Source organism: Sphingobium sp. SYK-6 (assembly GCF_000283515.1).
GTDB lineage: Bacteria > Pseudomonadota > Alphaproteobacteria > Sphingomonadales > Sphingomonadaceae > Sphingobium > Sphingobium lignivorans.
The window spans coordinates 2,309,888-2,330,920 of record NC_015976.1 but is presented as its reverse complement, the minus strand read 5'-3'; the positions used below and the strand labels follow the sequence as shown (position 1 = coordinate 2,330,920).

Below are 21,033 nucleotides of genomic sequence, written 5' to 3'. Positions count from 1 at the left end.
GAAAGGAACGCGGCATGCAATCCTGGGACGAGCGCTTCGGGCAGGCCGACCTGGCCTATGGCGACGGGCCGAACGACTTTCTGGCCGAACAGGCCGTCGCGCTGACGCCGGGCAATTGCCTGTGCATCGCCGAAGGGCAGGGGCGCAACGCGGTGTGGCTGGCGGGCCAGGGCTTCGCGGTGACGGCGATGGACCAGTCCCCCGTGGGCATGGCGCGCGCACGCGACCTCGCCGCGCGGCAGGGCGTCGCGCTGGCCACGGAAACCGGCGATCTGTCCACATGGGACCTGGGCGAGGCGCGCTGGGACAATATCGTCTCGATCTTCGGCCATCTGCCCGCGGCGCTGCGCCGGGACGTCCATGCCCGCGTGGTGAAGGCGCTGAAGCCGGGCGGCACGTTCCTGCTCGAAGCCTATACGCCCGAGCAGATCGACATGCCCGGCAGGGGCGGGCCGGACGTGAAGGAGATGCTGGCCGATCTCGCCACGCTCCGGGAAGAACTGGCCGGGCTGGACTTCGTGCTGGCCCGGGAAATCCATCGCGAGGTCAATGAAGGCCTTTATCATCATGGGCTGAGCGCCGTCGTCCAGATCGTGGCGCGCAAGCCGGCGGGAGAATGACGATGTTCGATCTGACGGGAATGACGGCGCTGGTGACCGGCGCGAGCGGCGGCATCGGCTCCGAAATCGCGCGGGGGCTGGCGGCGCAAGGCGCGCGGCTCGCGCTCTCGGGCAGCAATATCGCCAAGCTGGAGGCCTTTGCCGCCGAGCTGGGCGGGGACCATGTGTGCGTGCCCTGCGACCTGGGCGACAGCGCCGCCGTGGAAGCGCTCGTGCCCGCCGCCATCGAGGCGCTGGGCGGCAAACTCGACATCCTCGTCAACAATGCCGGCGTGACGCGCGATAATCTCGTCATGCGCATGAAGGACGAGGAATGGGAGACCGTGCAGCGGATCAACCTGGAAGCGGCCTTCCGTCTCATCCGCGCCGCTGCCCGCCCGATGATGAAGGCGCGCTTCGGCCGCGTCATCTCCGTGACCAGCGTGGTGGGCGTCACCGGCAATCCGGGGCAGGCCAATTACGCCGCGTCCAAGGCCGGCCTCATCGGCATGAGCAAGAGCCTGGCGCAGGAGCTGGCGAGCCGGGGCATCACCGTGAACTGCGTGGCGCCCGGCTTCATCCGCTCGGCAATGACCGACGCCCTGAACGATGCGCAGAAGGGCGCGATCCTCGCGCGCATCCCGGCCGGGGCCCTGGGCGAAGGCGCGGACATTGCCGCCGCGGTGGTCTATCTTGCGAGTCGCGAGGCAGGCTATGTCACGGGCCAGACGCTGCACGTGAATGGCGGCATGGCGATGATCTGACGCAGGCGCGATCCGGCTGGCGGATCGCGATGCGCGCGAGTGGGGGAAGCGCGATGACGAGACATGGACTGGTCGCCGGCCTGTGCGGCGCCTTGCTGCTGGCCATCGGGCAGCCGGCGCGGGCGGCCGACAACCTCGCTTGCGCCACCGCCCTGATCGATGAACCGCTGAGCGCCGCCGTCTTCGCGACCTATCGCCGGGAAGGCGACATGGGCGCGGCGCTGATCGAGCGGGCGGGAGAAGGCTTCTTCCATTGCGCCGAATCCGCCGGCTGGTCGCAGGCCGCCACGGAAAGTGCGCTGCGCGTGATGTTCGGCGAGATATTGACGCGCGGGCTGGCGGCCGAGTTCGTGCCGCTCGGGGTGGACATGGAGACGCTGCGTGGTTCCACCGAGGCCTTCCTCGCGCAGCTCGCGCCCGAGGCCCGGCGCGGAGTCGCCAATGGCGAGGTGAGCGACGACAGCGGCGAAGCGCTGGTCTACCAGCTGCTCAACGACAAGGCGGTGCGCGAGGACCAGCTGAGCGGCGACATTCCCCGCATGATCGGCGAATATGCCGCCGCGCGGGCCAATGCCGCCGTTTTCACTGCCGACTTCGAGACGCAATGAGGAACTGTCGGGAGGCTGCTAGCCTCTTGTCACGTCCTGCCCTTCGCACTAGGGCATCTTTCGATATAGAGATCAAACCATAGTAAAGGACCACTCATGAGTGAGACCGCGGATCGCGTGAAGAAGATCGTCGTCGAGCATCTCGGCGTCGAGGCGGACAAGGTGACCGAGGACGCGAGCTTCATCGACGATCTCGGCGCGGACAGCCTGGACATCGTCGAGCTCGTCATGGCTTTCGAGGAAGAATTCGGCGTCGAGATCCCCGACGATGCGGCCGAGAAGATCGCCACCGTCAAGGACGCGATCGATTTCATCGAAGGCAAGCAGTAAGCGCCTCGGCGCTGCGCCCGTGTCATGCGCGGGCGGCCTGAAGATTTGGACGGCTCTCCGGTCGCGGGCTCGCTCGCCAGAGGAGGGCCGTCTTCATTTATCGGCCGCGAGGCGCGGGAGCGGCCGGCTCATCGAAACGGGAGAGTGATATGCGTCGTGTCGTCGTAACCGGGTTGGGCATGGTCTCGCCATTGGGCGGGGACGTGGAAACAAGCTGGGCCAACATCATCGCCGCGCGATCAGGCGCGGCAACGATCACGCGCTTCGACGCGACCGACTTCCACACCAATTACGCCTGCGAAGTGAAGCCTGCCGACCACGAATATGGCTTCGATGCCAACAAGCGCGTGGATCACAAGGTCCAGCGGCAGGTCGATCCCTTCATCGTCTTCGGCATCGATGCCGCCAGCCAGGCGCTGGAAGATGCCGGGCTCACCGACATGAGCGAGGAGGAGCGCCTGCGAGCCGGCTGCTCGATCGGATCGGGCATCGGCGGCCTGCCGGGCATCGAGAGCGAGTCGCTGGTGCTGGAGCACAAGGGCCCCAAGCGCGTGTCGCCGCACTTCGTGCACGGGCGCCTCATCAACCTGATCTCCGGCCAGGTCGGCATCAAATATGGCCTGATGGGCCCGAATCACGCGGTCGTCACGGCCTGCGCGACCGGCGTCCACTCGATCGGCGACGCCGCGCGGATGATCGCGATGGACGATGCCGACGTGATGCTGGCCGGTGGCGCCGAAAGCGCGATCTGCCCGATCGGCATTGCCGGATTCGGGCAGGCGCGCGCGCTTTCCACCGGTTTCCGCGACGATCCGACGCGCGGCAGCCGCCCCTATGACAAGGACCGCGACGGCTTCGTCATGGGCGAAGGCGCGGGCGTGGTCGTCCTCGAGGAATATGAGCGGGCCAAGGCGCGCGGCGCGAAAATCTATGGCGAGGTTCTGGGCTATGGCCTCTCGGGCGATGCCTATCATGTCACGGCGCCGCATCCCGAGGGCGCGGGCGCTTATCGCTCGATGGAAATGGCGATCCGCAAGTCCGGCCTCTCGCTGGCGGACATCGACTATGTGAATGCCCATGGCACTTCCACCCCGCTCGGCGACGAGCTGGAGCTGGGCGCGGTACGCCGGCTGTTCGGCAGCGCGATCGAGAGCATGTCGATGTCCTCCACCAAATCCGCGATCGGCCATCTTCTGGGCGGCGCGGGCGCGGTGGAAACGATCTTCTGCCTGCTCGCCATGCGCGACCAGATCGTGCCGCCGACGCTCAACCTGGACAATCCCAGCGACAGCTGCGCGGGCGTGGACCTCGTCCCGCACGTCGCTAAGCAGCGCAAGGTGCGCGCCGTGCTCAACAACAGCTTCGGCTTCGGCGGGACCAATGCCAGCCTGGTACTGAAGGCGATCTGAGTCATGCGGCGGATCGGCTGTCTCGTCTTTGTCCTGGCAGCCCTGATCCTGGCCGCGCTCGCCTTCAATTTCGTGCATGGCTGGACCAGCGAAGGTCCGCTCGAGAAGGATGCCGTGGTCGTGGTGCCGGAAGGCGCCACGCTGCGCTCCATGGCGACCCGGCTGGAGGAACAGGGCGTCATCGCTTCGGCGGACAGCTTCCTCCTGCGCGCGCGGGTTCTCGGCGCGGCGGGCGTCATCAAGGCCGGCGAATATGAGGTGCCGCGGGGCGCCAGCAACGCACTGGTGCTGGAGATCCTGCAGAGCGGCAAGACGATCAATTATCTCGTGACGATCCCGGAAGGCATGCCGTCCATCCTGGTGCACGAGCGGCTCATGGCCAATGAGGAACTGACCGGTGACATTTCCGTGCCCGAGGAAGGCTCGGTGATGCCGGACAGCTATGCCTACCAGAAAGGCGAATCGCGCGGCGCGGTGCTTGCCCGGATGCAGGACGCGATGAGCCGGTTTCTCGACGAGAGATGGAAGACGCGCGCGCCCGACATCGTGGTGAGGACGCCCGCCGAAGCCATCACGCTTGCCAGCATCGTCGAGAAGGAAACCTCGATTCCCGCCGAGCGGCCGCTGGTCGCCGGGGTCTACGAGAACCGGCTGCGCACGGGCATGATGCTCCAGGCCGACCCCACGATCATCTATCCCATCACGCGCGGCAAGCCGCTGGGCCGGCGTATCCGCCGCTCGGAGATCGATGCCGTCAACGACTACAATACCTATGCGATGACTGGCCTGCCCAAGGGCCCCATCGCCAATCCGAGCCGCAGCTCCATCGAGGCCGTGCTCAACCCGGCGAAGACGAAGGCGCTCTATTTCGTCGCGGACGGCAAGGGCGGCCACATCTTCGCGGACACGCTGGAGCAGCACAACGACAATGTCCGCAAATGGTTCGAGCTGCGCCGCCAGCGGGGCGAGATGTAGGCTGGCCGGACCGGCCGTGCCATCACCCCCTGGCGCTGTGCTTAGCGCAGCGCGCCCCGGCCGCGAAGCCAGCGGGCATAAATCCACTGCGCGATGGCGAGCAGGACGATGATCGCTGGAAAGATGGCCGAGGACGGTCCCTTCAGCGCCAGCAAGTCGGTGCCCAGGAAGGCGTAGCCGAACTGCACCAGCACGGCGGCGACGCACAGCAGCGAGAGCGGCACGGCCAGCCGGGAGCGCATCAGCAGCGCGATCGCGCCGAGCGTGCCGGCGGCGACGGCGACCAGATAAGCGGCCCAGGCCCATGCCGGCATCGTGGCCCAGATCTGCGCCTGCACCGGATCCGTCGCGGCGAGCGCGTCGAGGTCCATGGTCGACTGCATGACGAAAGCCGCGCAGCCCAGCAGGTTCCAGAGCAGGAAGAGAATGGCCGGCCAGATGGGCGCGCGGCCTTGCGAAACTTTTTCCATGGCATCCCCCCATAGATCGTTATCATGGCAGCATGCCCGATCTGCCCGGAAATGCAATCGCGCGCGTGAACGGCAGCGTGGGGACGGCGGGGCGCCCCGGCGCGCCGGCGCCGATCATCGTCTCGGCCGAACTCGAAGGGGAAGCCCAGGCCTGGGCGGAAGGGCTCCGCCGCCGCTTCTATCCGCCCGAGCGCAACAAGGTGCCGGCCCATGTCACCTTGTTCCGGCACTTGCCGCCCTCGCTGGAGAACGAGCTGCGCCGGCTGCTTGCCGAATTCGCCGCCGGGCCGCCGCCGCGCGCCCGGATCGGCGCGCCTCATGCGCTCGACGGGGCCGTGGCGATCGTGCTGGAAAGTCCGGACCTGCTCGACCTGCACGCGCATATGCGTGCGCGCTTCGACCATCATCTGACGCCGCAGGACGATCATCCGCCGCGCCTGCACATCACCATCCAGAACAAGGTGGCGCCGGATGTCGCGCGCGCGACGCTTGCACTGCTCCGGCAGACGGTGCGCCCGCGCCCAGTGCGGATCGCGGCGCTGGCCTGCTGGCATTATCGGGACGGGCGATGGGACCTTATCGCCCGCTACGCCTTCCGGGGGCGGCGCTGAGGCGATGGGGCAGGGGCTTGGGCGAGGGCTGCGTGCCCGGCAGCCTCATCCCTGCGCGGCGGTCAGTTCCTTGAGGGGAGTGTCGGCATCGGCGAGCCGATCGCGGTCCACCCGTGTGCCATCGACCACCAGCGCGCGGCCCTGCACATAATCCTTCGTGCGGTTCACGCAGTCGAGCGCGACGACATGGCCCTGGCGCAGATAGACCACCGAGAAGCTGCGCGTCGCCGGATCGCCCCGCACGACCCGCTCGTCATGCGCCACGGCGAGCCCGACCGTCTGCAGCCGCAGATCATACTGGTTCGACCAGAACCACGGCACGGCATCATAAGGCGCGGGCGTGCCGATGATGTGCTGGACGGCAGTGCGGGCCTGATCATTGGCATTCTGCACCGATTCCACGCGCACGCGCCGCCCCTCGGCGAAGCGGTTCTCATGCGCGGCGCAATCCCCGATCGCATAGACGTCCGGCAGGGAGGTGAGGCAATATTCGTCGACATCGACGCCATTGCCGCCGCTGGCCCCGGCCAGGAGCAGGGGTCCTGTTTCCGGCACGATGCCGATCCCCACGATGACCGCATCGGTGGGAATGATGGTGCCGTCCGCCAGGCGCACGCCGGTGGCCCGGTCCTGCTCGTCCGCCTCGATCGCCTCGACGCCGCAGGCGAGGCGCACGTCCACGCCATGCGCGCGATGCTCATCCTCGAAGAAAGCCGAGAGCTCCGGCCCCGCCACGCGGGCCAGCACCCGGTCCAGCGCCTCGATCAGCGTGACCTGCTTGCCCAGCTTGCTGAGCACGGCCGCCGCCTCCAGGCCGATATAGCCGCCGCCGACGATCGCGAAGCGCTCCGCCTGCGGCAGCACGGCCATCACCGCATCCACATCGGCGCGGGTGCGCACGGTGAACAGCCCTTTCGCGGTGCCGCCGGGACAGGACAATCGCCGGGCCACGCCGCCGCCCGCCCAGATGAGCTTGCCATAGGTGAATTCCGCGCCGCTGGCGGTCGTCAGGCTGTGCTCGGCCGGCTGCAGCGCCTTGACCCGCTCGCCCAGGAACAGCTCGATGCCCTGATCCCCCCAGAAATTGCGCGGACGCAGCAGGATGCGATCGAAGATCTTCTCGCCGGCCAGATAATCCTTGGAGAGGGGCGGGCGCTCATAGGGATATTCTGTTTCGCCGCTGATCAGCCCTACCGTCCCCTCGAACTTGAGCTGGCGCAGCAGGATGGCCGCCTGCGCTCCGGCGTGTCCGCCACCGACGATAAGGCAATCAAAATGCGGCATCCACCATCCCCTGCAGCCTGCGACGAGCGCTGCACTTGCCAGAGAAACACGGGCCGATCAATGTTGGGGACAGCCCATTGACCGTGCGGATCGGGCTGCGTATAGCGCCTCGACCAATCGCCAAGGCGGTTCCCGAAACGGGGCGGAGTAGCTCAGCCGGTTAGAGCAGCGGAATCATAATCCGCGTGTCGGGGGTTCGAGTCCCTCCTCCGCTACCATTTCTTGATGCGGAAGCTTCCACCAGCTTTCAGATTTTCGCAAATCGAAAGAAAAGCAGAGTTTCGCGGTATCGAAATGAGCGATGTACCATTCCGCTCTGAGATTCAGAGCCCGAAATTCCAGCTTCGCAAACGCGGCTATAAGAGATTCGAAGGGGAAGGCTTGTTCCTCCAGTCGAACAGATCAGCTCTGTGGCCCATGAAGTATCGCTTGACAGGCAAGGCGAAGCGGCTCTCGCGACAGCCCCTGGAAGAAAACTATCTCACCCTCCCCGGGGGCAGCATAAAGATCGTCGGATCGGCGTGATGTTGAAGGAAAATGACGTGCTCCCCAAGTTCCTCCACTCATAAGTAGAGTCCGGGGTTGTCATGGTGCCCGTCTGGGCAAGGTTGCACAAGCCGCCTGGCGGCATCGGCGGGCGTCAGCCCGCCTATCCCGCTATGCGGCCGCACATGGTTGTAGTCGTCGCGCCAATTGCACAACACCGAACGGGCATGGCGAACAGCGTTTCATTGAGGCACTCGTCGCGTAAGCGACCATTAAAGCTCTCGACGTAGCCGTTCTGCTGCGGCTTGCCGGGCGCGATGTAATGCCACTCGATGCGGCGATCCTGTCCACCGCAGGATCGCCAGGCTCGTAAGCTCAGTGCCGTTATCGCTGACGATCATGAGAGGCTTGCCGCGAGCCACGATGATCGCGTCAAGCTCTCGACAGACACGGGCGCCTGACAGCGACCTATCCGCCGCCAGCGCCAGGCACTCTCGCGTGAAGTCATCGACCACGGCAAGCATGCGGAACCGCCGGCCGCAGGCCAGTGTGTCGCTGACGAAGTCGAGGCTAGCGCTGGTTGGGGGCCTGCGGCAGCGTCATCGGCGCTCGCGTGCCCATGGCTCGCTTGCGACCGCGTCGCCGCCGCACACGCAAGTTCTCCTCACGATAAAGGCGCAGCAGCTTCTTGTGGTTCATGACGATGCCTTCTCGCGCAACATGATCCCGAGCCGCCGATAGCCGAACCGACGTCGTTCCAGGGCGATCTCGCGAAGCCGCGACCGCAGGTCGCCATCATCCGATCGCCGATGCGCATAGCGCATCGACGTCCGATCCACGGCAAGGATGGAGCATGCCCGACGCTCGCTGATCGCGAAGAGCTGTCGAACATGCTCGACAGCCTTGCGCTGAGCGGCAGGCTTCACCAGTTTTTTGAGGTCACTTCCTTCAGCACAGCATTATCGAGCATCGCTTCGGCCAGAAGCTTGTTGGCTTCGCCGCCCTTCGGGTCAGCTTCGCGTTCTCGTCCTCCAGAACCTTCAGCTTGCGTGCCTGTGACACGTCCATGCCGCCATAGGCTGCCTTCCACTTGTAGAACGTCGCGCTGCTCACGCCGTGCTTGCGGCACACATCCGCCGTCGCCGCTCCAGCCTCCTGCTCCCGCAGAACCGCGATGATCTGTTCCTCGGTAAACCTGCTCTTCTTCACGTCGCACTCCTTCTCGAAGTGGACTCCCATTAAAATGGAGGAGTTTCCGGGGAGCACGTTAGGCGATGAAGGGTGGCTGGAAGGATTAGCAACATGCATCCTGGATATCCAGCTTCGCGCGGCATGGGTTCCCGCACTTTGGGAGCAAGACAGTCGCTGCGGTGGATAGCACGGCGGTTCTGACTGTGCTGGGGCCTATCTGGCTCAGGATCCCCGATACTGCGAAACGCGTATTGCAGCGTATCGGAACCGTTCTCGAGTTCGCGTACATCAAGGGGTTGGTGCCAAAGGAGGTCTCGCTGCGATCGGTGATGCGAGGTCTGGCGCGTTGGCGCACCGCGTTCCCAACGCGGTCGAAGCTGCATATCGGCGGACCGATTTCTTCGATCGTCGTCGAGTGTTAATGAAGGAGGGGGGGCTGTCTGTGGTCGCCATCCCGGTCTCCCGCTCCTTCAAGATCGCGATGATCTGCCCTTCGCTGAACCTGCTGCGCTTCATCTTCTTCCGCCCCTTCACGTCGGGCTCTACTCAATCGGTCACATTACAGGGGAGCGCGTCATAAGATATCTCTGAAAACCAAGGGGTTTGCAGGTGAGAGAAGTTGATGCCCGCTGCGAGCGCTGCTGTCCCGATAACGTTTATGACGGAAGGCGATAGTTGATAGTGATACGCGTTCGAACTAGTCAGCCTCATACCAAGGGAGAGTCGTTGAATGACCGCCTATTTCGAGATTGACGATGTTAACTGGATCGCATCCGAAGCCCGACGAATCTGGGCTAACGACCCCGGCGAGCACAATCGCCTGTATCATCTCATGGGGCAGCAGCCTCAGCCTGAGCTGCGACTTCCCCATTGGCTCGATCTCTCGATGGATCCCTATGGGCCCGATTATCGCAATGAGATACTGAAGCTGTGGCAGGCTGTGTTCGACCGCGGCAGTGGATCGGCCGGCGCGCATTACGACATCGGAGAGCATGAACAGGATGCGGCGTATAACGAATGCCCCATCCGTTTTCCCGGTTATTTTGCGCGACGTGATCCCGGCGCGGTCCAGCATGCGGGCTATGAGTTGGCGATGCTGGGTGATATATTCCTTCATTCGGGTCTGAGCAGCGGCAAGCATGCGCTGGAATATGGATCGGGCCCAGGTAACGTCGCCATCAATCTTTCGCGCATGGGTGTTTCGGTTGATACCGTAGACATCTCAACCACTTATTGTGAACACATCGCGCGTAACGCAGAATTTTATGGAACGGCTCTGACACCCTTCAACCTTCCCTTCGGCGCCAATCCGCGGGGAGAGGATTTTCGCTATGACTGCATCATTTTCCACGCTGCCTTTCATCACAGCCTGGATCATGCGGCGCTGATTGGCAGCATCGCGCAGCAGCTTAAGGATGACTGCGTTATCCTGCTTTCGAACGAACCGATCTACGACGATTTCTACTGCCCTTGGGGGTTGCGTCTCGATCCGGAGTGCATTTCGGTAATCGCGGGACGGGGATGGATGGAGCTGGGTTTCCGCTTCGACTATCTACGCAACCAGTTCTGTCGGCACGGGCTGCACCTCTACCGGATCAGACAAACCTTCTCAGGAATACCGCTCTATGCGGCTAGGAAGGTCGCTAGCCATATTTCCTTTGCCCTAGGCGATTATCCGGCTGATATGCTTAGTGGAGTTCATGGACCGGAACCGATTGGCACCTGGACGACGGGGAGCGCAAGCATCCCGATCGCGCCCGTTGCGGGCGCCAACAAGGTGGTTGTCCAGCTCGCCAATTTCCTGCCGTTCGAGCAGGAAGTCACCTGCCTGTTCGGCGATGACCGCACTTCTATGTCCCTGCCAAGCGGCGGGGAGGCAACGATCGAGCTTTTGCTCAATCCGTCGCAGCCTCCCTTCGTGATCGACCTCATACTGCAGTCTTCGGTTGTCAGGCCAAGTGAACGCGTAGCCGGCAGCACCGACGATCGCGAATTGGGCATTCTCCTTAGATCCCTGACTTACAGTTGATCCAGGACAGAGAGCATGCCCATGGCTAAAGAAGCAGGCCCCACGCCTACCGGGCTACGCCTGCCGCCGGTACTATGAAAACAGGCGGCTCCGTTAAGCTATCCGGGTTGTTGAGCACGTGGCCATTCTGGTCATCAGATTGGCCTGCTGCCGGTTGGCGGACAGCGAGATAAGGTGTTTTCATCTCTCGGTAGAGCAGAAATGGAGAGAAGGAAGTTCAGCCGCGAGTTCAAGCTTGAGGTGGTAAGATTGGTCCGTGATTGGGGATTGCTGTTGAGCCGGCTGCGCTTCATTCCGCCCGACTCCTTCACGTAGGACCCTACTCAAATCGGTCACATTTCAGCGGTGCACGTCAGAGTGGAAGAAGCCGGAGCAGTCGAAAATAGAGCGGCTGCGCCGTGAAGTGGCCAAGCTGAAAGTCGAAAGAGACATCCTAGAGCCTGTCCTGATAGGCTGAATCGTTTGGGGATTCCCAAGGTGGCTTTGTTGTGATTCAAGCTGCTTGCTGGGGAGGAGGCCAGCAGCGATGGCACGAGCCTATTCTGACGATTTGCGAGATCGGGTTGCAGCGGCCGTTTTGTCGGGCCGCTCGGTTCGCGAGGTTGCTGGTGCGTTCGGTGTGAGCGTGGCGAGCGCAGTGAAGTGGTCGCAGCGTCTGCGTGATACGGGCAACGCCGGTTCACGTCCGATGGGAGGCCACAAGCAACGGGTATTGGCGGGGGAGCAGGAATGGATGCTGCTTCGTCTTGAGGAATGTCCGCATCTGACGGTGCGCGGGCTGGCGGTCGAGCTGGCCGGGCGCGGTCACCGAGTCAGCCCCAACACGGTGTGGTCGCTGCTGCGCAAGGCTGGCCACAGCTTCAAAAAAAAGCCTGTTCGCCAGCGAGCAGGACCGCCCGCAGGTGGCTCGGCGGCGGACGCAGTGGAAGAAGTACCAGGGCCGGCTTGACCCTCGCAGGCTGGTCTTCATCGACGAGACCTGGGCCAAGACCAACATGACCCCGTTGCGGGGCTGGGCAAAACGCGGCGACAAGCTGATCGCCAAGGCGCCGTTCGGCAAATGGAAGACGCTGACCTTTGTGGCGGCGCTTCGTCACGACCGGATCGATGCGCCCTGCGTCCTCGACGGCCCGATCAACGGCCAGCTCTTCCTCGCCTATGTCGAGCAGTTCCTCGTGCCCACCCTCGTGCCCGGCGACATCGTCATCATGGATAACCTCGGCAGTCACAAGGGTCAGGCCGTGCGCAAGGCAATCCGTGCGGCAGGGGCCAAGCTCCTGTTCCTGCCGCCCTACAGCCCTGACCTCAATCCAATCGAACAGGTCTTCGCCAAGCTCAAGCTGCTACTGCGAAAAGCCGCCGAGCGCACCGTCGAAGCCACATGGCAGCGGATAGGCAAACTGCTCGATGCCTTCCCACCCCATGAGTGCGCCAACTACCTCAGGAATAGTGGCTATGCTTCAATCTAAACAGGACAGACTCTAAAGGAAGCCCTCGCATACTTCGCGAGGAACTCGATATGAGGGTCACCTTCATATCGAAACACCGAACGTCCCACACATCCATGCCGCCGGCCCGATCCATCGGTGCTTTGCACTGCACCGGCAGACACGATATTGACCTTGCCGATTCCCGTCGTTGCCAGAACGATGTCGTGACCATGAGCGCTGATCCTGCGGACGGCCGGCCAGGCGTCCGACAAGGCTGTGCCAGTGCCCGGCAGAACGGCATCGGCTTCTTCGGGCAGCGCGGCGAGCAGAATGATGCGCATCGAATCAATGCCCTTCGAACGTCACGAGCGAGACAGGTGTCACGCCCTCAGCGCGGAGACGTTGGCCGCCGCCGAGTTCGGGAAGGTCGACAATGAAAAGGGCCTGCTCGACAATGGCGCCCTGGCCGCGCAGCAGCGCGACGGCAGCGAGCGCGGTACCGCCGGTGGCGAGGAGGTCATCCACAAGGATGATCCGCTGGCCCGGCTTCACGGCGCCCAGATGCATCTCGATCCGGTCGGATCCATATTCGAGGGCGTAGTCGATCCCTACGGCCGGGCCGGGCAACTTGCCTTGCTTGCGGAGCATCAGCTTGCCCTTGCCCAACGCGTAGGAGAGACCGGCCGCCACGATGAAGCCGCGCGCTTCGATCCCGGCAATCAGGTCGATGTCCGCAGGATCCAGGGCTGAGGCCAGCCGATCGATGGTTTCGCGGAAGGCATGACCATCCAGCAGCAACGTCGAGACGTCGCGGAACATGATGCCGGCGATGGGATAATCAGGGATCGTCCTGATCAGGGCTTTCAGGTCATCGTTGCGAGGGGGAAGACCCTCGCCCAATCTCAAGGCATCGCTCATCGTCGGCTCCGTCAGGTGAAGGTGGCTTGGCGTCTATGCCGGCCGATGGCCATGATCGCCAGCGATGGGGAAGGGCGCTAACTTTACATCCGCTGGTTATTGCGTTTATCGCTGGCTCACAACGGGTCGGCCAGGATAATGAGAGCATATATTCCGATTTTGCGCTTCGCGCCGCTGTTCTGCATACTCGCTACGTTTCCAGCCTTGGGACAAGTCGAAAATGCGACCGACGCCATGCCAGCCGAGTTCATGCCTTCGAGTGCCGTTCCGTCCTCGGACATGGTGCTCCGAGCGCGCGGCTCGTCAGGACTGGAGATTCGGGCGCCCCGACTTCTGGCGAGCGAGCCGCGGGCGGAGCGGCTGTCTCTCCTCGATTTTCCCGGCGCAAGCAGGCCTAGAGAGGACGGGAGGTCGGGGTTCGCGACCGTTGGAGAGCGAGGCCCCGAACCAACGCCTCATGCCGCCGGAAGCCCCGATCCGCTGGATCGGATCAGTGCCCTCTCGGCCGTTACGCCGCCCCGGGCTGTTCAGCCCGAGCAAACAGGCCGCATGATGGATGGCTTCGACTCTGCCTCGGATTGGGCAGCAATCATCAGCGAGTATCTGCGGACCTTCTGGCGTCAGATCGGTCTGGTGGCGGCAATGGCGCTTGCGGCCGGCCTGTTGTTCTGGCGTCTGGGCGAGCGCAGTCGCGCGGATGATCCAGTGGTTGTCGCCGATGAGGTGCCGGTCGAGGCTCATCACCGCGATGAGGATGCCTATCGCGAGCCGGTTCAGGAGGCTGCCGCCGCGGTGCCGCGGCCAGGCGTCGCCACCTTGATGGAGGCAGTCGAAGCGATGAAGCGGGCGGAACAAGCGCAACGCACCTCCGCCTGAGGTCTGCCACGACCATCGCCCACGACTATTGCCGGTGCTGGCAAAGAGAAAGGGCGCACCCGCGAGGATGCGCCCCAAGTCTTTCGGTGGGTGACCCTGAAGCCGCCCCCCTTTGAAATTACTTGATCTCGACGGTCGCGCCGGCTTCCTCGAGCTTCTTCTTGATTTCCTCGGCTTCCGCCTTGGCGATGCCTTCCTTGACAGCCTTCGGAGCGGACTCGACCAGCGCCTTGGCTTCGGTCAGGCCGAGCTGCGTGATGGCGCGGACTTCCTTGATGACGTTGATCTTCTTGCCACCGTCGTTGACGAGGATCACGTCGAACTCGGTCTTCTCTTCGGCAGCCGGAGCATCGCCACCAGCGGCGCCACCAGCCGGTGCCGCGACGGCCACGGCAGCAGCAGCGGAGACGCCCCACTTCTCTTCGAGAGCCTTCGAAAGCTCGGCAGCCTCGAGAACGGTCAGGGCCGACAGCTGGTCGACGAGAGCGTTGATATCAGCCATTTTAATTCACTCCATTTTCTAGGCGGGCATTGGGCCCTAAGTCAGTTGATTGCAATTTCACGCGGGATGCCCGGAAGATCAGGCAGCATCCTTGGTGGCGTATGCGTTGAACACGCGCGCAAGCTGCGCGGCCGGCTCCTTGGTGACGACAGCGAGCTTCGTCGCCGGCGCCTGGATGAGGCCGATGAGCGTCGCACGCATCTGATCGAGCGAGGGCATGGAAGCCAGTGCCTTCACGCCTTCGGCGTTCAGCAAAGTGGTTCCCATGGCGCCGCCGACGATCTCCAGCTTGTCGTTCGTCTTCGCGAAATCGATCGCAGCCTTCGCGGCCGCGACCGGATCGGAAGACGTCGCCAGACCGACCGGACCGACGAGCATGTCGCTGAGCGCGGCATAATCGGTGTCCTGGATGGCGATCTTGGCAAGCCGGTTCTTCGTCACCTTGTAGGTCGCGCCGACCTCGCGCATCTTCTGGCGGAGCTGGGTGGACTGAGCGACGCTCATGCCCAGATTGCGGGTCACGACGACCACGCCCATCTCCTTCAGAGATGCGTGAAGCGCGGAAACGACCTCGGTCTTTTCATTGCGATCCATGCCATTCTCCTCTGCGGCCTGCCGCGGGGACGAACCCCGCCGCGCGGCCGCGTTGCACTAAGCCAGACGCGACCGTTCACCGGCCGCGCGCGGCATGTTTGTCCGAGGGGAAGGGTTGACTGGACCCGCGCCAGGAGGGCGGGCAGACCCGGAAGGCAGCTGCACGCATGCAGGCCGCGCTCCGGCGAGAACTTTTCCCCGTCTCGGCTGGATATTAAGATGGCCCTTGCCATCGCCAGCTGTCTCGGACGGTATGCCGGGACGAATCCCGGCAAGCGTCGCGCCGATAAGCGGAACGGCGCCGAAATGCAACATCTTTGACATGAGGTCCCGGGCAGCGGCCGGACTGAACACCGGCATGGCGCGGGCCGTGAACGACCGCGCCAATCCATAATCCATTCAGTGAATGGTCATGGTGTCGCCGCGCAGGGTGACCGTGCCGAGCTTCTCGAGCGCATTCTGGCCCATCAGCGAGACGGGGAGGCCCCCTTCCACGACGGCCGCATTGATCTTCTCGATGCGCTTGCCAGCCATGTCGATCTGATCGATGCGCGCCCAGCGCATGTCCGAGGCGCCGCCGACGGTGCGCATGCTGCTCCGGCTCGTGAGGCTTTCATAAGGGATGCCCAGCTTCGCTGCGTCCGAGCGGTTGAGCACCACCACCGTGGCGCCCGTATCGACCACGAAACGGATCGAATGGCCGTTGGCTTTTCCCTCGACATAGAAGAGGCCATCCTTGTGACGGCGGATGGTCTGGCTGGGCAGGGCAGGCGCGATTTCCGCGCGCCCGGCCTCTTCGGCAGCCGGCGTCACCGCGATATTCGCGACCGGACCCGCCGCCCGCACCCCGTTCCCGGCGGACGGGGCAGTCAGGGCCAGCATAGTGAAGCCTGCCAAAGCGAGGATGCTGCCGAGTTCGAGGTGAATTCTTGCCATGGCGGGAGGATGCGGCGTCCTTGCCCAACATGTGGTTTTGCGATCCGGTTAATGCGCCGTTTACTGATTTTCGGCCGAAACGCCCCTCGCGTTTCCAGGACCTCGGGGCGGGGGGGGGGCAGCCCGGTGCTGCGCTCTGGAAGTTTACAAAGATGACGACCCGTCAGTGTCATCTTCCGCTTCCCTGACCGTTGCGGAAGGGGCGATGCGCCGCATGCCAAGGGCGGTCCCAGCAAGGCCGTGCGGCCTGACCGGCTGGCGAAAGTCATTCAACAGGAAAGATGCGCGCATGGCCTTGTCTCCTTCGACGGGAAGAGGTGTCCGGCAGGGCTGCCATGGCGGAGGGGGTGTAGGACAGGGGAAAAGCAAGGAAGACGGGATGCATATCAGAGAGGAGAGATTGCAAGCCGTCAGTGCGCGTGAAGAAAAGGGATGCTGGGTGCGAACAGGCCTAGAAGGCGCTGATTGGCCTTGGCAAAAGAAATCCCCGCCGCGATCGGGTCGCGACGGGGACTTCGTGATTTGGTCCGGCACCCGGAAGCGCCGGTTCCGGCAGATCAGGCGCTGGCGACTTCCGCCACGTCCACCTTCACGCCCGGGCCCATCGAGGACGAGAGCGCGATCTTGCGGACATATTTGCCCTTCGAGCCCGAGGGCTTCGCCTTCACGATCGCATCGACGAATGCGTCGAAGTTCTTGCGCAGGTCCTCGTTCGAGAAGCTGGCCTTGCCGAGACCGGCATGGATGATGCCGGCCTTCTCGACGCGGAACTCGATCTGGCCGCCCTTGGCCGCCTTGACGGCTTCGGCGACGTTCGGCGTGACGGTGCCGAGCTTCGGGTTCGGCATCAGGCCCTTGGGACCCAGCACCTTGCCGAGGCGGCCGACGAGACCCATCATGTCGGGCGTCGCGATCACGCGGTCGAAGTCGAAATTGCCACCCTGGATGTGCTCGAGCAGATCCTCGGCGCCAACGATCTCTGCGCCGGCAGCCTTGGCCTGCTCCGCCTTGTCGGCGCGAGCGAACACCGCGACGCGGACTTCCTTGCCGGTGCCGGCCGGGAGCGTGACGACGCCGCGGACCATCTGGTCGGCGTGACGCGGATCGACGCCGAGGTTCATCGCGACCTCGACCGTCTCGTCGAACTTGGCGGTGGCGTGGGTCTTGATGAGCGCGATCGCTTCATCGACGCCGTGCAGCTTCTCGCTGTTCACGGCCGCTGCCAGAGCCTTTGCCTTCTTGCTGATCTTCGCCATGTGCTTAGCCCTCCACCACGGTCAGGCCCATCGCGCGGGCGCTGCCTTCGATGATCTTTGTCGCTGCCTCGATGTCATTCGCATTGAGGTCGGCCATCTTGGCCTCGGCGATCTCGGCGAGCTGAGTGCGCGTGATCTTGCCGGCGGAGACCTTGCCGGGCTCCTTGGAGCCGGACTTCAGGTTCACGGCCTGCTTGATGAGATAGGTTGCCGGCGGCTTCTTGGTGACGAAGGAGAAGCTGCGATCCGCATAGACGGTGATGATGGTCGGCAGGGGCGTGCCCTTCTGCTCCTTCTCCGTCGCGGCGTTGAACGCCTTGCAGAATTCCATGATGTTGACGCCGCGCTGACCCAGTGCAGGGCCGATCGGCGGCGAGGGGTTGGCGGCTCCAGCGGGCACCTGGAGCTTGATATAGCCCGTGATTTTCTTGGCCATGTGTCTCACTCTGTAGAGGATGCGCCGCGCGAGCGAGGCAGACATCCGGTTCAAGCTTAGCGGTCAAGCGGATGGCCCAAGGCCATTCCTCCCGCATGCTCCCTGTCACCAAGGACAGGAAGCGCGCGCCTATAGCGCCCCGGTGCGAGAAAGGAAAGGTCCATTGTGAGCGCTGATTGCCCCCGGCTTCACGCACGAGTGTCGGGCCGCTCCAGCAGCCGGAAGCCGCCCATGGTGCCTTCACCAGCACTTCCCAATGGCGGGCTTCCCTTGAAAGAATAGCGCGATATATAGCGGCATATGGAAAGTATCGAGATTGGGGATAATTCGGGCGACCTGATCGCCCAGCTTGGGCATCTGTGCCTTGGCAGCCGCCTCAAGCGGCTGGGCGAGCGCCTGCAGAGCGGTGTGGCATCGCAACTGGTGTCCCGGGGGCTCGCCGTGCAACCGGGGCAATTGCCTTTGCTCTGGGCGTTGCGGGAGGAAGGGCCGCTTCCCGTCGGGGCGCTGAGCGCGCGGCTGGGGATCAGCCAGCCAGGAGTCAGCCGGATCGTGGCCGCCCTGCAGAAGGATGGGCTCGTCATCGTTACCGGCGTCCGGCGCGACAAGCGGCAGCGGCGCGTCGCGATCAGCCCGGCCGGGGATGCGCTGATGGCGGATCTGTCCGCCAGCCTGTTTCCTGCCGTCCGGGATGCGGTTTCGGCGCTGTGCGACGCAGCAGGCCCCGATTTCCTCAACCAGATTGCGCGAATGGAGGAGGCCTTGGCAGTGCGGTCACTCGACACACGGATCGCCGCGGCAGGCGCTGGCGGGGAGACGAGGCATGGCTGACTCGCCCCTCGACCGGCCGGTCTGGAATGCGCTCACGGGTCTTCAGGCACATCATGCCCGGCGCAACGATCATGCCGTCCGTTTCCTGCCCGATATCGGGCCACTCGCGGCCATGCGCGCATTCGATGAAGCCGGTCTTGCCGCCGTCGCAGCGCTGGCCGCGCCCGGCGAACTGCTTGCCATGATCGAACGCGATAGCGTGCCCCATCCGCCGGGTACGGTGCTGGAGCGCATGTCCGCTGCCGTGCAGATGGTGGCCCTCGATCCGCCCGCGCCGGTCGATGATCCCAGGATCATCGCGCTTGGCGAGGCGGATGCGGCCGAGATGCGCGCGCTTGCCGAACTGACCCAACCCGGGCCATTCGCCGCGCGGACCCATGTGCTTGGACGATTCTGGGGCGTGCGGGAGGAGGGCGGACGGCTCATCGCCATGGCCGGCGAGCGGATGCGCCTGCCCGGATATGGCGAGGTCAGCGCTGTGTGCGTCCATCCCGAGGCGCAGGGGCGGGGGCTCGGCATGCTCATGTCGCGCAAGGCGATGGCCAGCCTCGCCGCGCAGGGCCTGCGACCGTTCCTCCATTGCTATGCAGACAACGTAGCGGCCATCGCGACCTACCGGCGCTGCGGGCTTCAGGTTGCGCGGGAGATGGTCATCACCATGTTTCGCAAACGGTCTGAGGGCCCGGTGGCGCCGGCGAATGGGTGTCAGGCGTGAGCGGCATGATGCAATGCCGGGACATGGCGTTGACCGGCTTGCGGCGCGGCGATAGCCTCGCGTCCGGCGATTTTCGCACGTTGCGGCGCGCCGGGAGGGTTCAGATGTTCCGATTGCTTCCTTGCCTCGCCATCGTCTGCATGGCGATCTTCCCCTCGTCGCGCCTCGCTGCCCAGCCATCCTCGTCCGCGCAGCCGCTGGAGGCCGTGATCACCGAGGCACTGGCGGTCAGGGAAGGGGAACCGGGGACGCCGGCCTTTGCCGCTGCCGCCGAGGCCTATCGCGGCGTGCTGGCCAAGGCCCGGCAGATCGATCGGGACCGGCTGGGGCTGGACGATCAGGTCGATCATGACCTGCTCATTGCGCATGTACGCACGCGCCTCTTCGAGATGGAGACGCTGCGCCTTCATGAAGTGACTCCCGCCTTCGTCTTCGCGCTGGAGAAGACGAACCGGTTGTTCATTCGCCCCGGGGCGCTGTCCGACGGCGCGGTCAAGGAAGCGGCAAGCGAATTGCGGGCGCTGCCGGCGGTGCTGGCCCGCGCAAAGCAGAATCTGAAGAATCCCGCCCGGACATGGACGGAAAACGGGATCTATCAGGCCTATTATGCACGGCTCCTGTTGAAGGACTATGTTCCCACGGTGTCGACCGACGACCCGGCAGTGAAGCGTGACCTCATCGCGGCCGCCGGCCCGGCGCTTGCCGCGGTCGACGATTTTACCCGCTGGCTGAAGACGGACCTGCTGCCCCGCTCGACGCGCGCGCCGGCGTGGAAGCCCGAGGAGATCGAGTTCTACCAGTTCGTGCAGGAACAGCTGGACGACTACAGCGTCGAGGAGATGCTGAGGATCGCCGAAGGGGAGGAGCGGGTCCTCCTCACGGAAATGCGCGACCTGGCGCGCCAGATCCATCCGAGCGGCGACCTGCGCACGACGTGGGAAGCGATGAAGAACGAGGCGCCGCCATGGGATCATGTGGTGCCGATGGCGCAGCGCTATGTGGACATGATGAGCGACTGGCTGCGCGGCCCCGGCGCACACATCGTCACGATCCCCGACTATATCGACTATGGCGCGCGGCTGACCCCGCCGATGGGCAGGCGGATCCTATCCTTCGGCGGCGCCACCGGCGGGCCGACGGTGGCGGGCCGGCAATCAGGATATTATGTGCTGACCCCGCTCGAAGACATCCTCACGCCAGAGGAACGGGCGAGCCGCATCAAGAGCTATAATCCCTACTGGACGCACGTGATCTCCTATCACGAATGGCTGGGCCACAATGTGCAGATCGCCTCGCGCAACCAGCATGTCACCCGGCCGATGCGGCGCGCTTATCGGAGCGCCTATTTCAGCCAGTCCTGGTCCTTCTATCTCGAGCGACTGATGGAGGAAGAAGGGTACTACAAGACGCTGCCCTATATGGAGGAGCTCAAGACGCGGATGGCGCGGCGGCAGATGCGCATGTGGCGTGTCCAGCGCATTCTCACCAAGTTGCGCATGGCCCGGGGTGAAATGACGTTTGATCAGGCCGTGGCTGCTTATGTCGAGAAGATCGGCATGGAGCCGACCAATGCCTTCATCGAGGTGCAGCGGGATTCCCAGACCCCCGCGTCCCCCGGGCGCGAGATCATCGGGGAGCTGGAAATCGTGAAGCTGCGCGAGGAGTATAAGCGCCGCATGGGCGAGCATTATTCGATGAAGCACTTCCACGACACATTGCTCACTTATGGGGACCTGCCCTTCAAGCAGATCCGCATGCTGATGTTCCGGGAGTAGGAATTCCC

23 protein-coding genes, 1 tRNA gene and 1 pseudogene are annotated in these 21,033 nt (G+C 64.2%); 15 read left to right on the top strand and 10 right to left on the bottom strand.

Translation table 11 applies throughout. The features are described from left to right. The first annotated feature begins 14 nt into the window (after window positions 1–14). The 6 genes from SLG_RS10540 (at window position 15) to mltG (ending at window position 4,685) form a co-directional block, all read left to right on the top strand. The gene (locus SLG_RS10540) at window positions 15–620 is read left to right on the top strand and encodes a class I SAM-dependent methyltransferase (RefSeq protein ID WP_014076448.1); all 606 of its coding nucleotides are present in this window, start codon (window positions 15–17) and stop codon (window positions 618–620) included. A gap of 2 nt (window positions 621–622) precedes the next feature. Beyond that, window positions 623–1,363, top strand: coding sequence for a 3-oxoacyl-[acyl-carrier-protein] reductase (fabG, locus tag SLG_RS10535; RefSeq protein WP_041391916.1), 741 nt, complete (start codon window positions 623–625; stop codon window positions 1,361–1,363). A 53-nt stretch (window positions 1,364–1,416) separates the two neighbouring features. Next, window positions 1,417–1,971, top strand: a complete 555-nt coding sequence (locus SLG_RS10530) for a hypothetical protein (RefSeq protein ID WP_014076446.1) — start codon at window positions 1,417–1,419, stop codon at window positions 1,969–1,971. Window positions 1,972–2,067: 96 nt separating this feature from the next. After that, on the top strand, window positions 2,068–2,301 hold the full coding sequence (locus SLG_RS10525; RefSeq protein ID WP_014076445.1) for an acyl carrier protein: 234 nt from the start codon (window positions 2,068–2,070) through the stop codon (window positions 2,299–2,301). A 149-nt stretch (window positions 2,302–2,450) separates the two neighbouring features. Then, window positions 2,451–3,710, top strand: a complete 1,260-nt coding sequence (gene fabF, locus SLG_RS10520; protein WP_014076444.1) for a beta-ketoacyl-ACP synthase II — start codon at window positions 2,451–2,453, stop codon at window positions 3,708–3,710. Between the two features lie 3 nt (window positions 3,711–3,713). Then, a complete protein-coding gene (mltG, locus tag SLG_RS10515; RefSeq protein WP_014076443.1) occupies window positions 3,714–4,685 on the top strand; it encodes an endolytic transglycosylase MltG in 972 nt (323 codons plus the stop codon). Between the two features lie 41 nt (window positions 4,686–4,726). Here the strand turns inward: mltG and SLG_RS10510 are convergent, their stop codons facing one another. Next, a complete protein-coding gene (locus SLG_RS10510; protein WP_014076442.1) occupies window positions 4,727–5,155 on the bottom strand; it encodes a hypothetical protein in 429 nt (142 codons plus the stop codon). Window positions 5,156–5,220: 65 nt separating this feature from the next. Here SLG_RS10510 and SLG_RS10505 point away from each other — a divergent pair, with 65 nt between their 5' ends. Continuing rightward, complete coding sequence (locus SLG_RS10505) at window positions 5,221–5,766, top strand: 2'-5' RNA ligase family protein (RefSeq protein WP_231848657.1); 546 nt, start codon at window positions 5,221–5,223, stop codon at window positions 5,764–5,766. Between the two features lie 45 nt (window positions 5,767–5,811). Here the strand turns inward: SLG_RS10505 and SLG_RS10500 are convergent, their stop codons facing one another. Then, window positions 5,812–7,050 carry an NAD(P)/FAD-dependent oxidoreductase gene (locus SLG_RS10500; RefSeq protein ID WP_014076440.1) on the bottom strand — a complete coding sequence of 413 codons (1,239 nt, stop codon included), beginning with the start codon at window positions 7,048–7,050 and terminating at the stop codon, window positions 5,812–5,814. Between the two features lie 141 nt (window positions 7,051–7,191). Here SLG_RS10500 and SLG_RS10495 point away from each other — a divergent pair. Next, a tRNA-Met gene (locus SLG_RS10495) sits at window positions 7,192–7,268 on the top strand. Window positions 7,269–7,613: 345 nt separating this feature from the next. Here the strand turns inward: SLG_RS10495 and SLG_RS20380 are convergent. After that, window positions 7,614–8,745, bottom strand: a pseudogene (locus SLG_RS20380) (IS3 family transposase). 104 nt (window positions 8,746–8,849) lie between these two features. Between SLG_RS20380 and SLG_RS22475 the strand changes: the two are divergent. The 3 genes from SLG_RS22475 (at window position 8,850) to SLG_RS20915 (ending at window position 12,225) form a co-directional block, all read left to right on the top strand. After that, the gene (locus SLG_RS22475) at window positions 8,850–9,149 is read left to right on the top strand and encodes a phage integrase central domain-containing protein (RefSeq protein ID WP_443018057.1); all 300 of its coding nucleotides are present in this window, start codon (window positions 8,850–8,852) and stop codon (window positions 9,147–9,149) included. A 308-nt stretch (window positions 9,150–9,457) separates the two neighbouring features. Next, window positions 9,458–10,756 (top strand): class I SAM-dependent methyltransferase, encoded by a 1,299-nt coding sequence (locus SLG_RS10470; protein WP_014076436.1) that lies wholly within the window; start codon window positions 9,458–9,460, stop codon window positions 10,754–10,756. 526 nt (window positions 10,757–11,282) lie between these two features. Then, a protein-coding gene (locus SLG_RS20915) for an IS630 family transposase (protein ID WP_443018052.1) occupies window positions 11,283–12,225 on the top strand; the annotation gives its coding sequence in 2 pieces (ribosomal slippage) (window positions 11,283–11,629 and window positions 11,628–12,225; 945 coding nt in all). Here SLG_RS20915 and SLG_RS21345 read toward each other — a convergent pair. Beyond that, window positions 12,222–12,527 carry a hypothetical protein gene (locus tag SLG_RS21345; protein ID WP_014076434.1) on the bottom strand — a complete coding sequence of 102 codons (306 nt, stop codon included), beginning with the start codon at window positions 12,525–12,527 and terminating at the stop codon, window positions 12,222–12,224. The two genes, SLG_RS20915 and SLG_RS21345, sit on opposite strands and share 4 nt — an antisense overlap. Before the next feature lie 4 nt (window positions 12,528–12,531). Next, on the bottom strand, window positions 12,532–13,104 hold the full coding sequence (locus tag SLG_RS10455) for an adenine phosphoribosyltransferase (RefSeq protein ID WP_051003741.1): 573 nt from the start codon (window positions 13,102–13,104) through the stop codon (window positions 12,532–12,534). A 549-nt stretch (window positions 13,105–13,653) separates the two neighbouring features. Between SLG_RS10455 and SLG_RS10450 the strand changes: the two genes are divergently transcribed. Beyond that, a complete protein-coding gene (locus tag SLG_RS10450) occupies window positions 13,654–13,980 on the top strand; it encodes a hypothetical protein (protein WP_041391911.1) in 327 nt (108 codons plus the stop codon). Between the two features lie 118 nt (window positions 13,981–14,098). Here the strand turns inward: SLG_RS10450 and rplL are convergent, their stop codons facing one another. The 5 genes from rplL to rplK form a co-directional block, all read right to left on the bottom strand. Beyond that, window positions 14,099–14,482: a 50S ribosomal protein L7/L12 gene (rplL, locus tag SLG_RS10445; protein ID WP_014076431.1), complete on the bottom strand. Its 384-nt coding sequence runs from the start codon at window positions 14,480–14,482 to the stop codon at window positions 14,099–14,101. Between the two features lie 78 nt (window positions 14,483–14,560). Beyond that, window positions 14,561–15,076, bottom strand: coding sequence for a 50S ribosomal protein L10 (rplJ, locus tag SLG_RS10440; RefSeq protein ID WP_014076430.1), 516 nt, complete (start codon window positions 15,074–15,076; stop codon window positions 14,561–14,563). Window positions 15,077–15,475: 399 nt separating this feature from the next. Beyond that, window positions 15,476–16,012 (bottom strand): retropepsin-like aspartic protease family protein, encoded by a 537-nt coding sequence (locus tag SLG_RS10435; protein ID WP_014076429.1) that lies wholly within the window; start codon window positions 16,010–16,012, stop codon window positions 15,476–15,478. A 557-nt stretch (window positions 16,013–16,569) separates the two neighbouring features. Beyond that, window positions 16,570–17,268: a 50S ribosomal protein L1 gene (rplA, locus tag SLG_RS10430; protein WP_014076428.1), complete on the bottom strand. Its 699-nt coding sequence runs from the start codon at window positions 17,266–17,268 to the stop codon at window positions 16,570–16,572. A 4-nt stretch (window positions 17,269–17,272) separates the two neighbouring features. Beyond that, entirely contained in the window at window positions 17,273–17,704 is a 432-nt protein-coding gene (gene rplK / locus SLG_RS10425) for a 50S ribosomal protein L11 (protein WP_014076427.1), read from the bottom strand. Between the two features lie 300 nt (window positions 17,705–18,004). Between rplK and SLG_RS10420 the strand changes: the two genes are divergently transcribed. From SLG_RS10420 to SLG_RS10410, 3 genes are all read left to right on the top strand, one after another. Next, window positions 18,005–18,535 (top strand): MarR family winged helix-turn-helix transcriptional regulator, encoded by a 531-nt coding sequence (locus SLG_RS10420; protein WP_014076426.1) that lies wholly within the window; start codon window positions 18,005–18,007, stop codon window positions 18,533–18,535. Then, a complete protein-coding gene (locus SLG_RS10415) occupies window positions 18,528–19,250 on the top strand; it encodes a GNAT family N-acetyltransferase (RefSeq protein ID WP_014076425.1) in 723 nt (240 codons plus the stop codon). Before SLG_RS10420 ends, SLG_RS10415 begins: the two co-directional genes overlap by 8 nt. Before the next feature lie 104 nt (window positions 19,251–19,354). Then, window positions 19,355–21,025 carry a DUF885 family protein gene (locus tag SLG_RS10410; protein ID WP_158512710.1) on the top strand — a complete coding sequence of 557 codons (1,671 nt, stop codon included), beginning with the start codon at window positions 19,355–19,357 and terminating at the stop codon, window positions 21,023–21,025. Window positions 21,026–21,033: the final 8 nt, after the last annotated feature.

Bases quoted from the DNA above. Each gene is read 5' to 3' on its own strand.
- SLG_RS10510 (WP_014076442.1), bottom strand. From the start codon at position 5,155: ATGGAAAAAGTTTCGCAAGGCCGCGCGCCCATCTGGCCGGCCATTCTC.
- SLG_RS10540 (WP_014076448.1), top strand. From the start codon at position 15: ATGCAATCCTGGGACGAGCGCTTCGGGCAGGCCGACCTGGCCTATGGC.
- rplL (WP_014076431.1), bottom strand. From the start codon at position 14,482: ATGGCTGATATCAACGCTCTCGTCGACCAGCTGTCGGCCCTGACCGTT.
- fabF (WP_014076444.1), top strand. From the start codon at position 2,451: ATGCGTCGTGTCGTCGTAACCGGGTTGGGCATGGTCTCGCCATTGGGC.
- rplK (WP_014076427.1), bottom strand. From the start codon at position 17,704: ATGGCCAAGAAAATCACGGGCTATATCAAGCTCCAGGTGCCCGCTGGA.
- SLG_RS10450 (WP_041391911.1), top strand. From the start codon at position 13,654: ATGATGGATGGCTTCGACTCTGCCTCGGATTGGGCAGCAATCATCAGC.
- mltG (WP_014076443.1), top strand. From the start codon at position 3,714: ATGCGGCGGATCGGCTGTCTCGTCTTTGTCCTGGCAGCCCTGATCCTG.
- SLG_RS10420 (WP_014076426.1), top strand. From the start codon at position 18,005: ATGGAAAGTATCGAGATTGGGGATAATTCGGGCGACCTGATCGCCCAG.
- SLG_RS10415 (WP_014076425.1), top strand. From the start codon at position 18,528: ATGGCTGACTCGCCCCTCGACCGGCCGGTCTGGAATGCGCTCACGGGT.
- SLG_RS10525 (WP_014076445.1), top strand. From the start codon at position 2,068: ATGAGTGAGACCGCGGATCGCGTGAAGAAGATCGTCGTCGAGCATCTC.
- rplA (WP_014076428.1), bottom strand. From the start codon at position 17,268: ATGGCGAAGATCAGCAAGAAGGCAAAGGCTCTGGCAGCGGCCGTGAAC.
- SLG_RS10500 (WP_014076440.1), bottom strand. From the start codon at position 7,050: ATGCCGCATTTTGATTGCCTTATCGTCGGTGGCGGACACGCCGGAGCG.
- SLG_RS10410 (WP_158512710.1), top strand. From the start codon at position 19,355: ATGTTCCGATTGCTTCCTTGCCTCGCCATCGTCTGCATGGCGATCTTC.
- SLG_RS10455 (WP_051003741.1), bottom strand. From the start codon at position 13,104: ATGAGCGATGCCTTGAGATTGGGCGAGGGTCTTCCCCCTCGCAACGAT.
- SLG_RS10435 (WP_014076429.1), bottom strand. From the start codon at position 16,012: ATGGCAAGAATTCACCTCGAACTCGGCAGCATCCTCGCTTTGGCAGGC.
- rplJ (WP_014076430.1), bottom strand. From the start codon at position 15,076: ATGGATCGCAATGAAAAGACCGAGGTCGTTTCCGCGCTTCACGCATCT.
- fabG (WP_041391916.1), top strand. From the start codon at position 623: ATGTTCGATCTGACGGGAATGACGGCGCTGGTGACCGGCGCGAGCGGC.
- SLG_RS10470 (WP_014076436.1), top strand. From the start codon at position 9,458: ATGACCGCCTATTTCGAGATTGACGATGTTAACTGGATCGCATCCGAA.
- SLG_RS10530 (WP_014076446.1), top strand. From the start codon at position 1,417: ATGACGAGACATGGACTGGTCGCCGGCCTGTGCGGCGCCTTGCTGCTG.
- SLG_RS21345 (WP_014076434.1), bottom strand. From the start codon at position 12,527: ATGCGCATCATTCTGCTCGCCGCGCTGCCCGAAGAAGCCGATGCCGTT.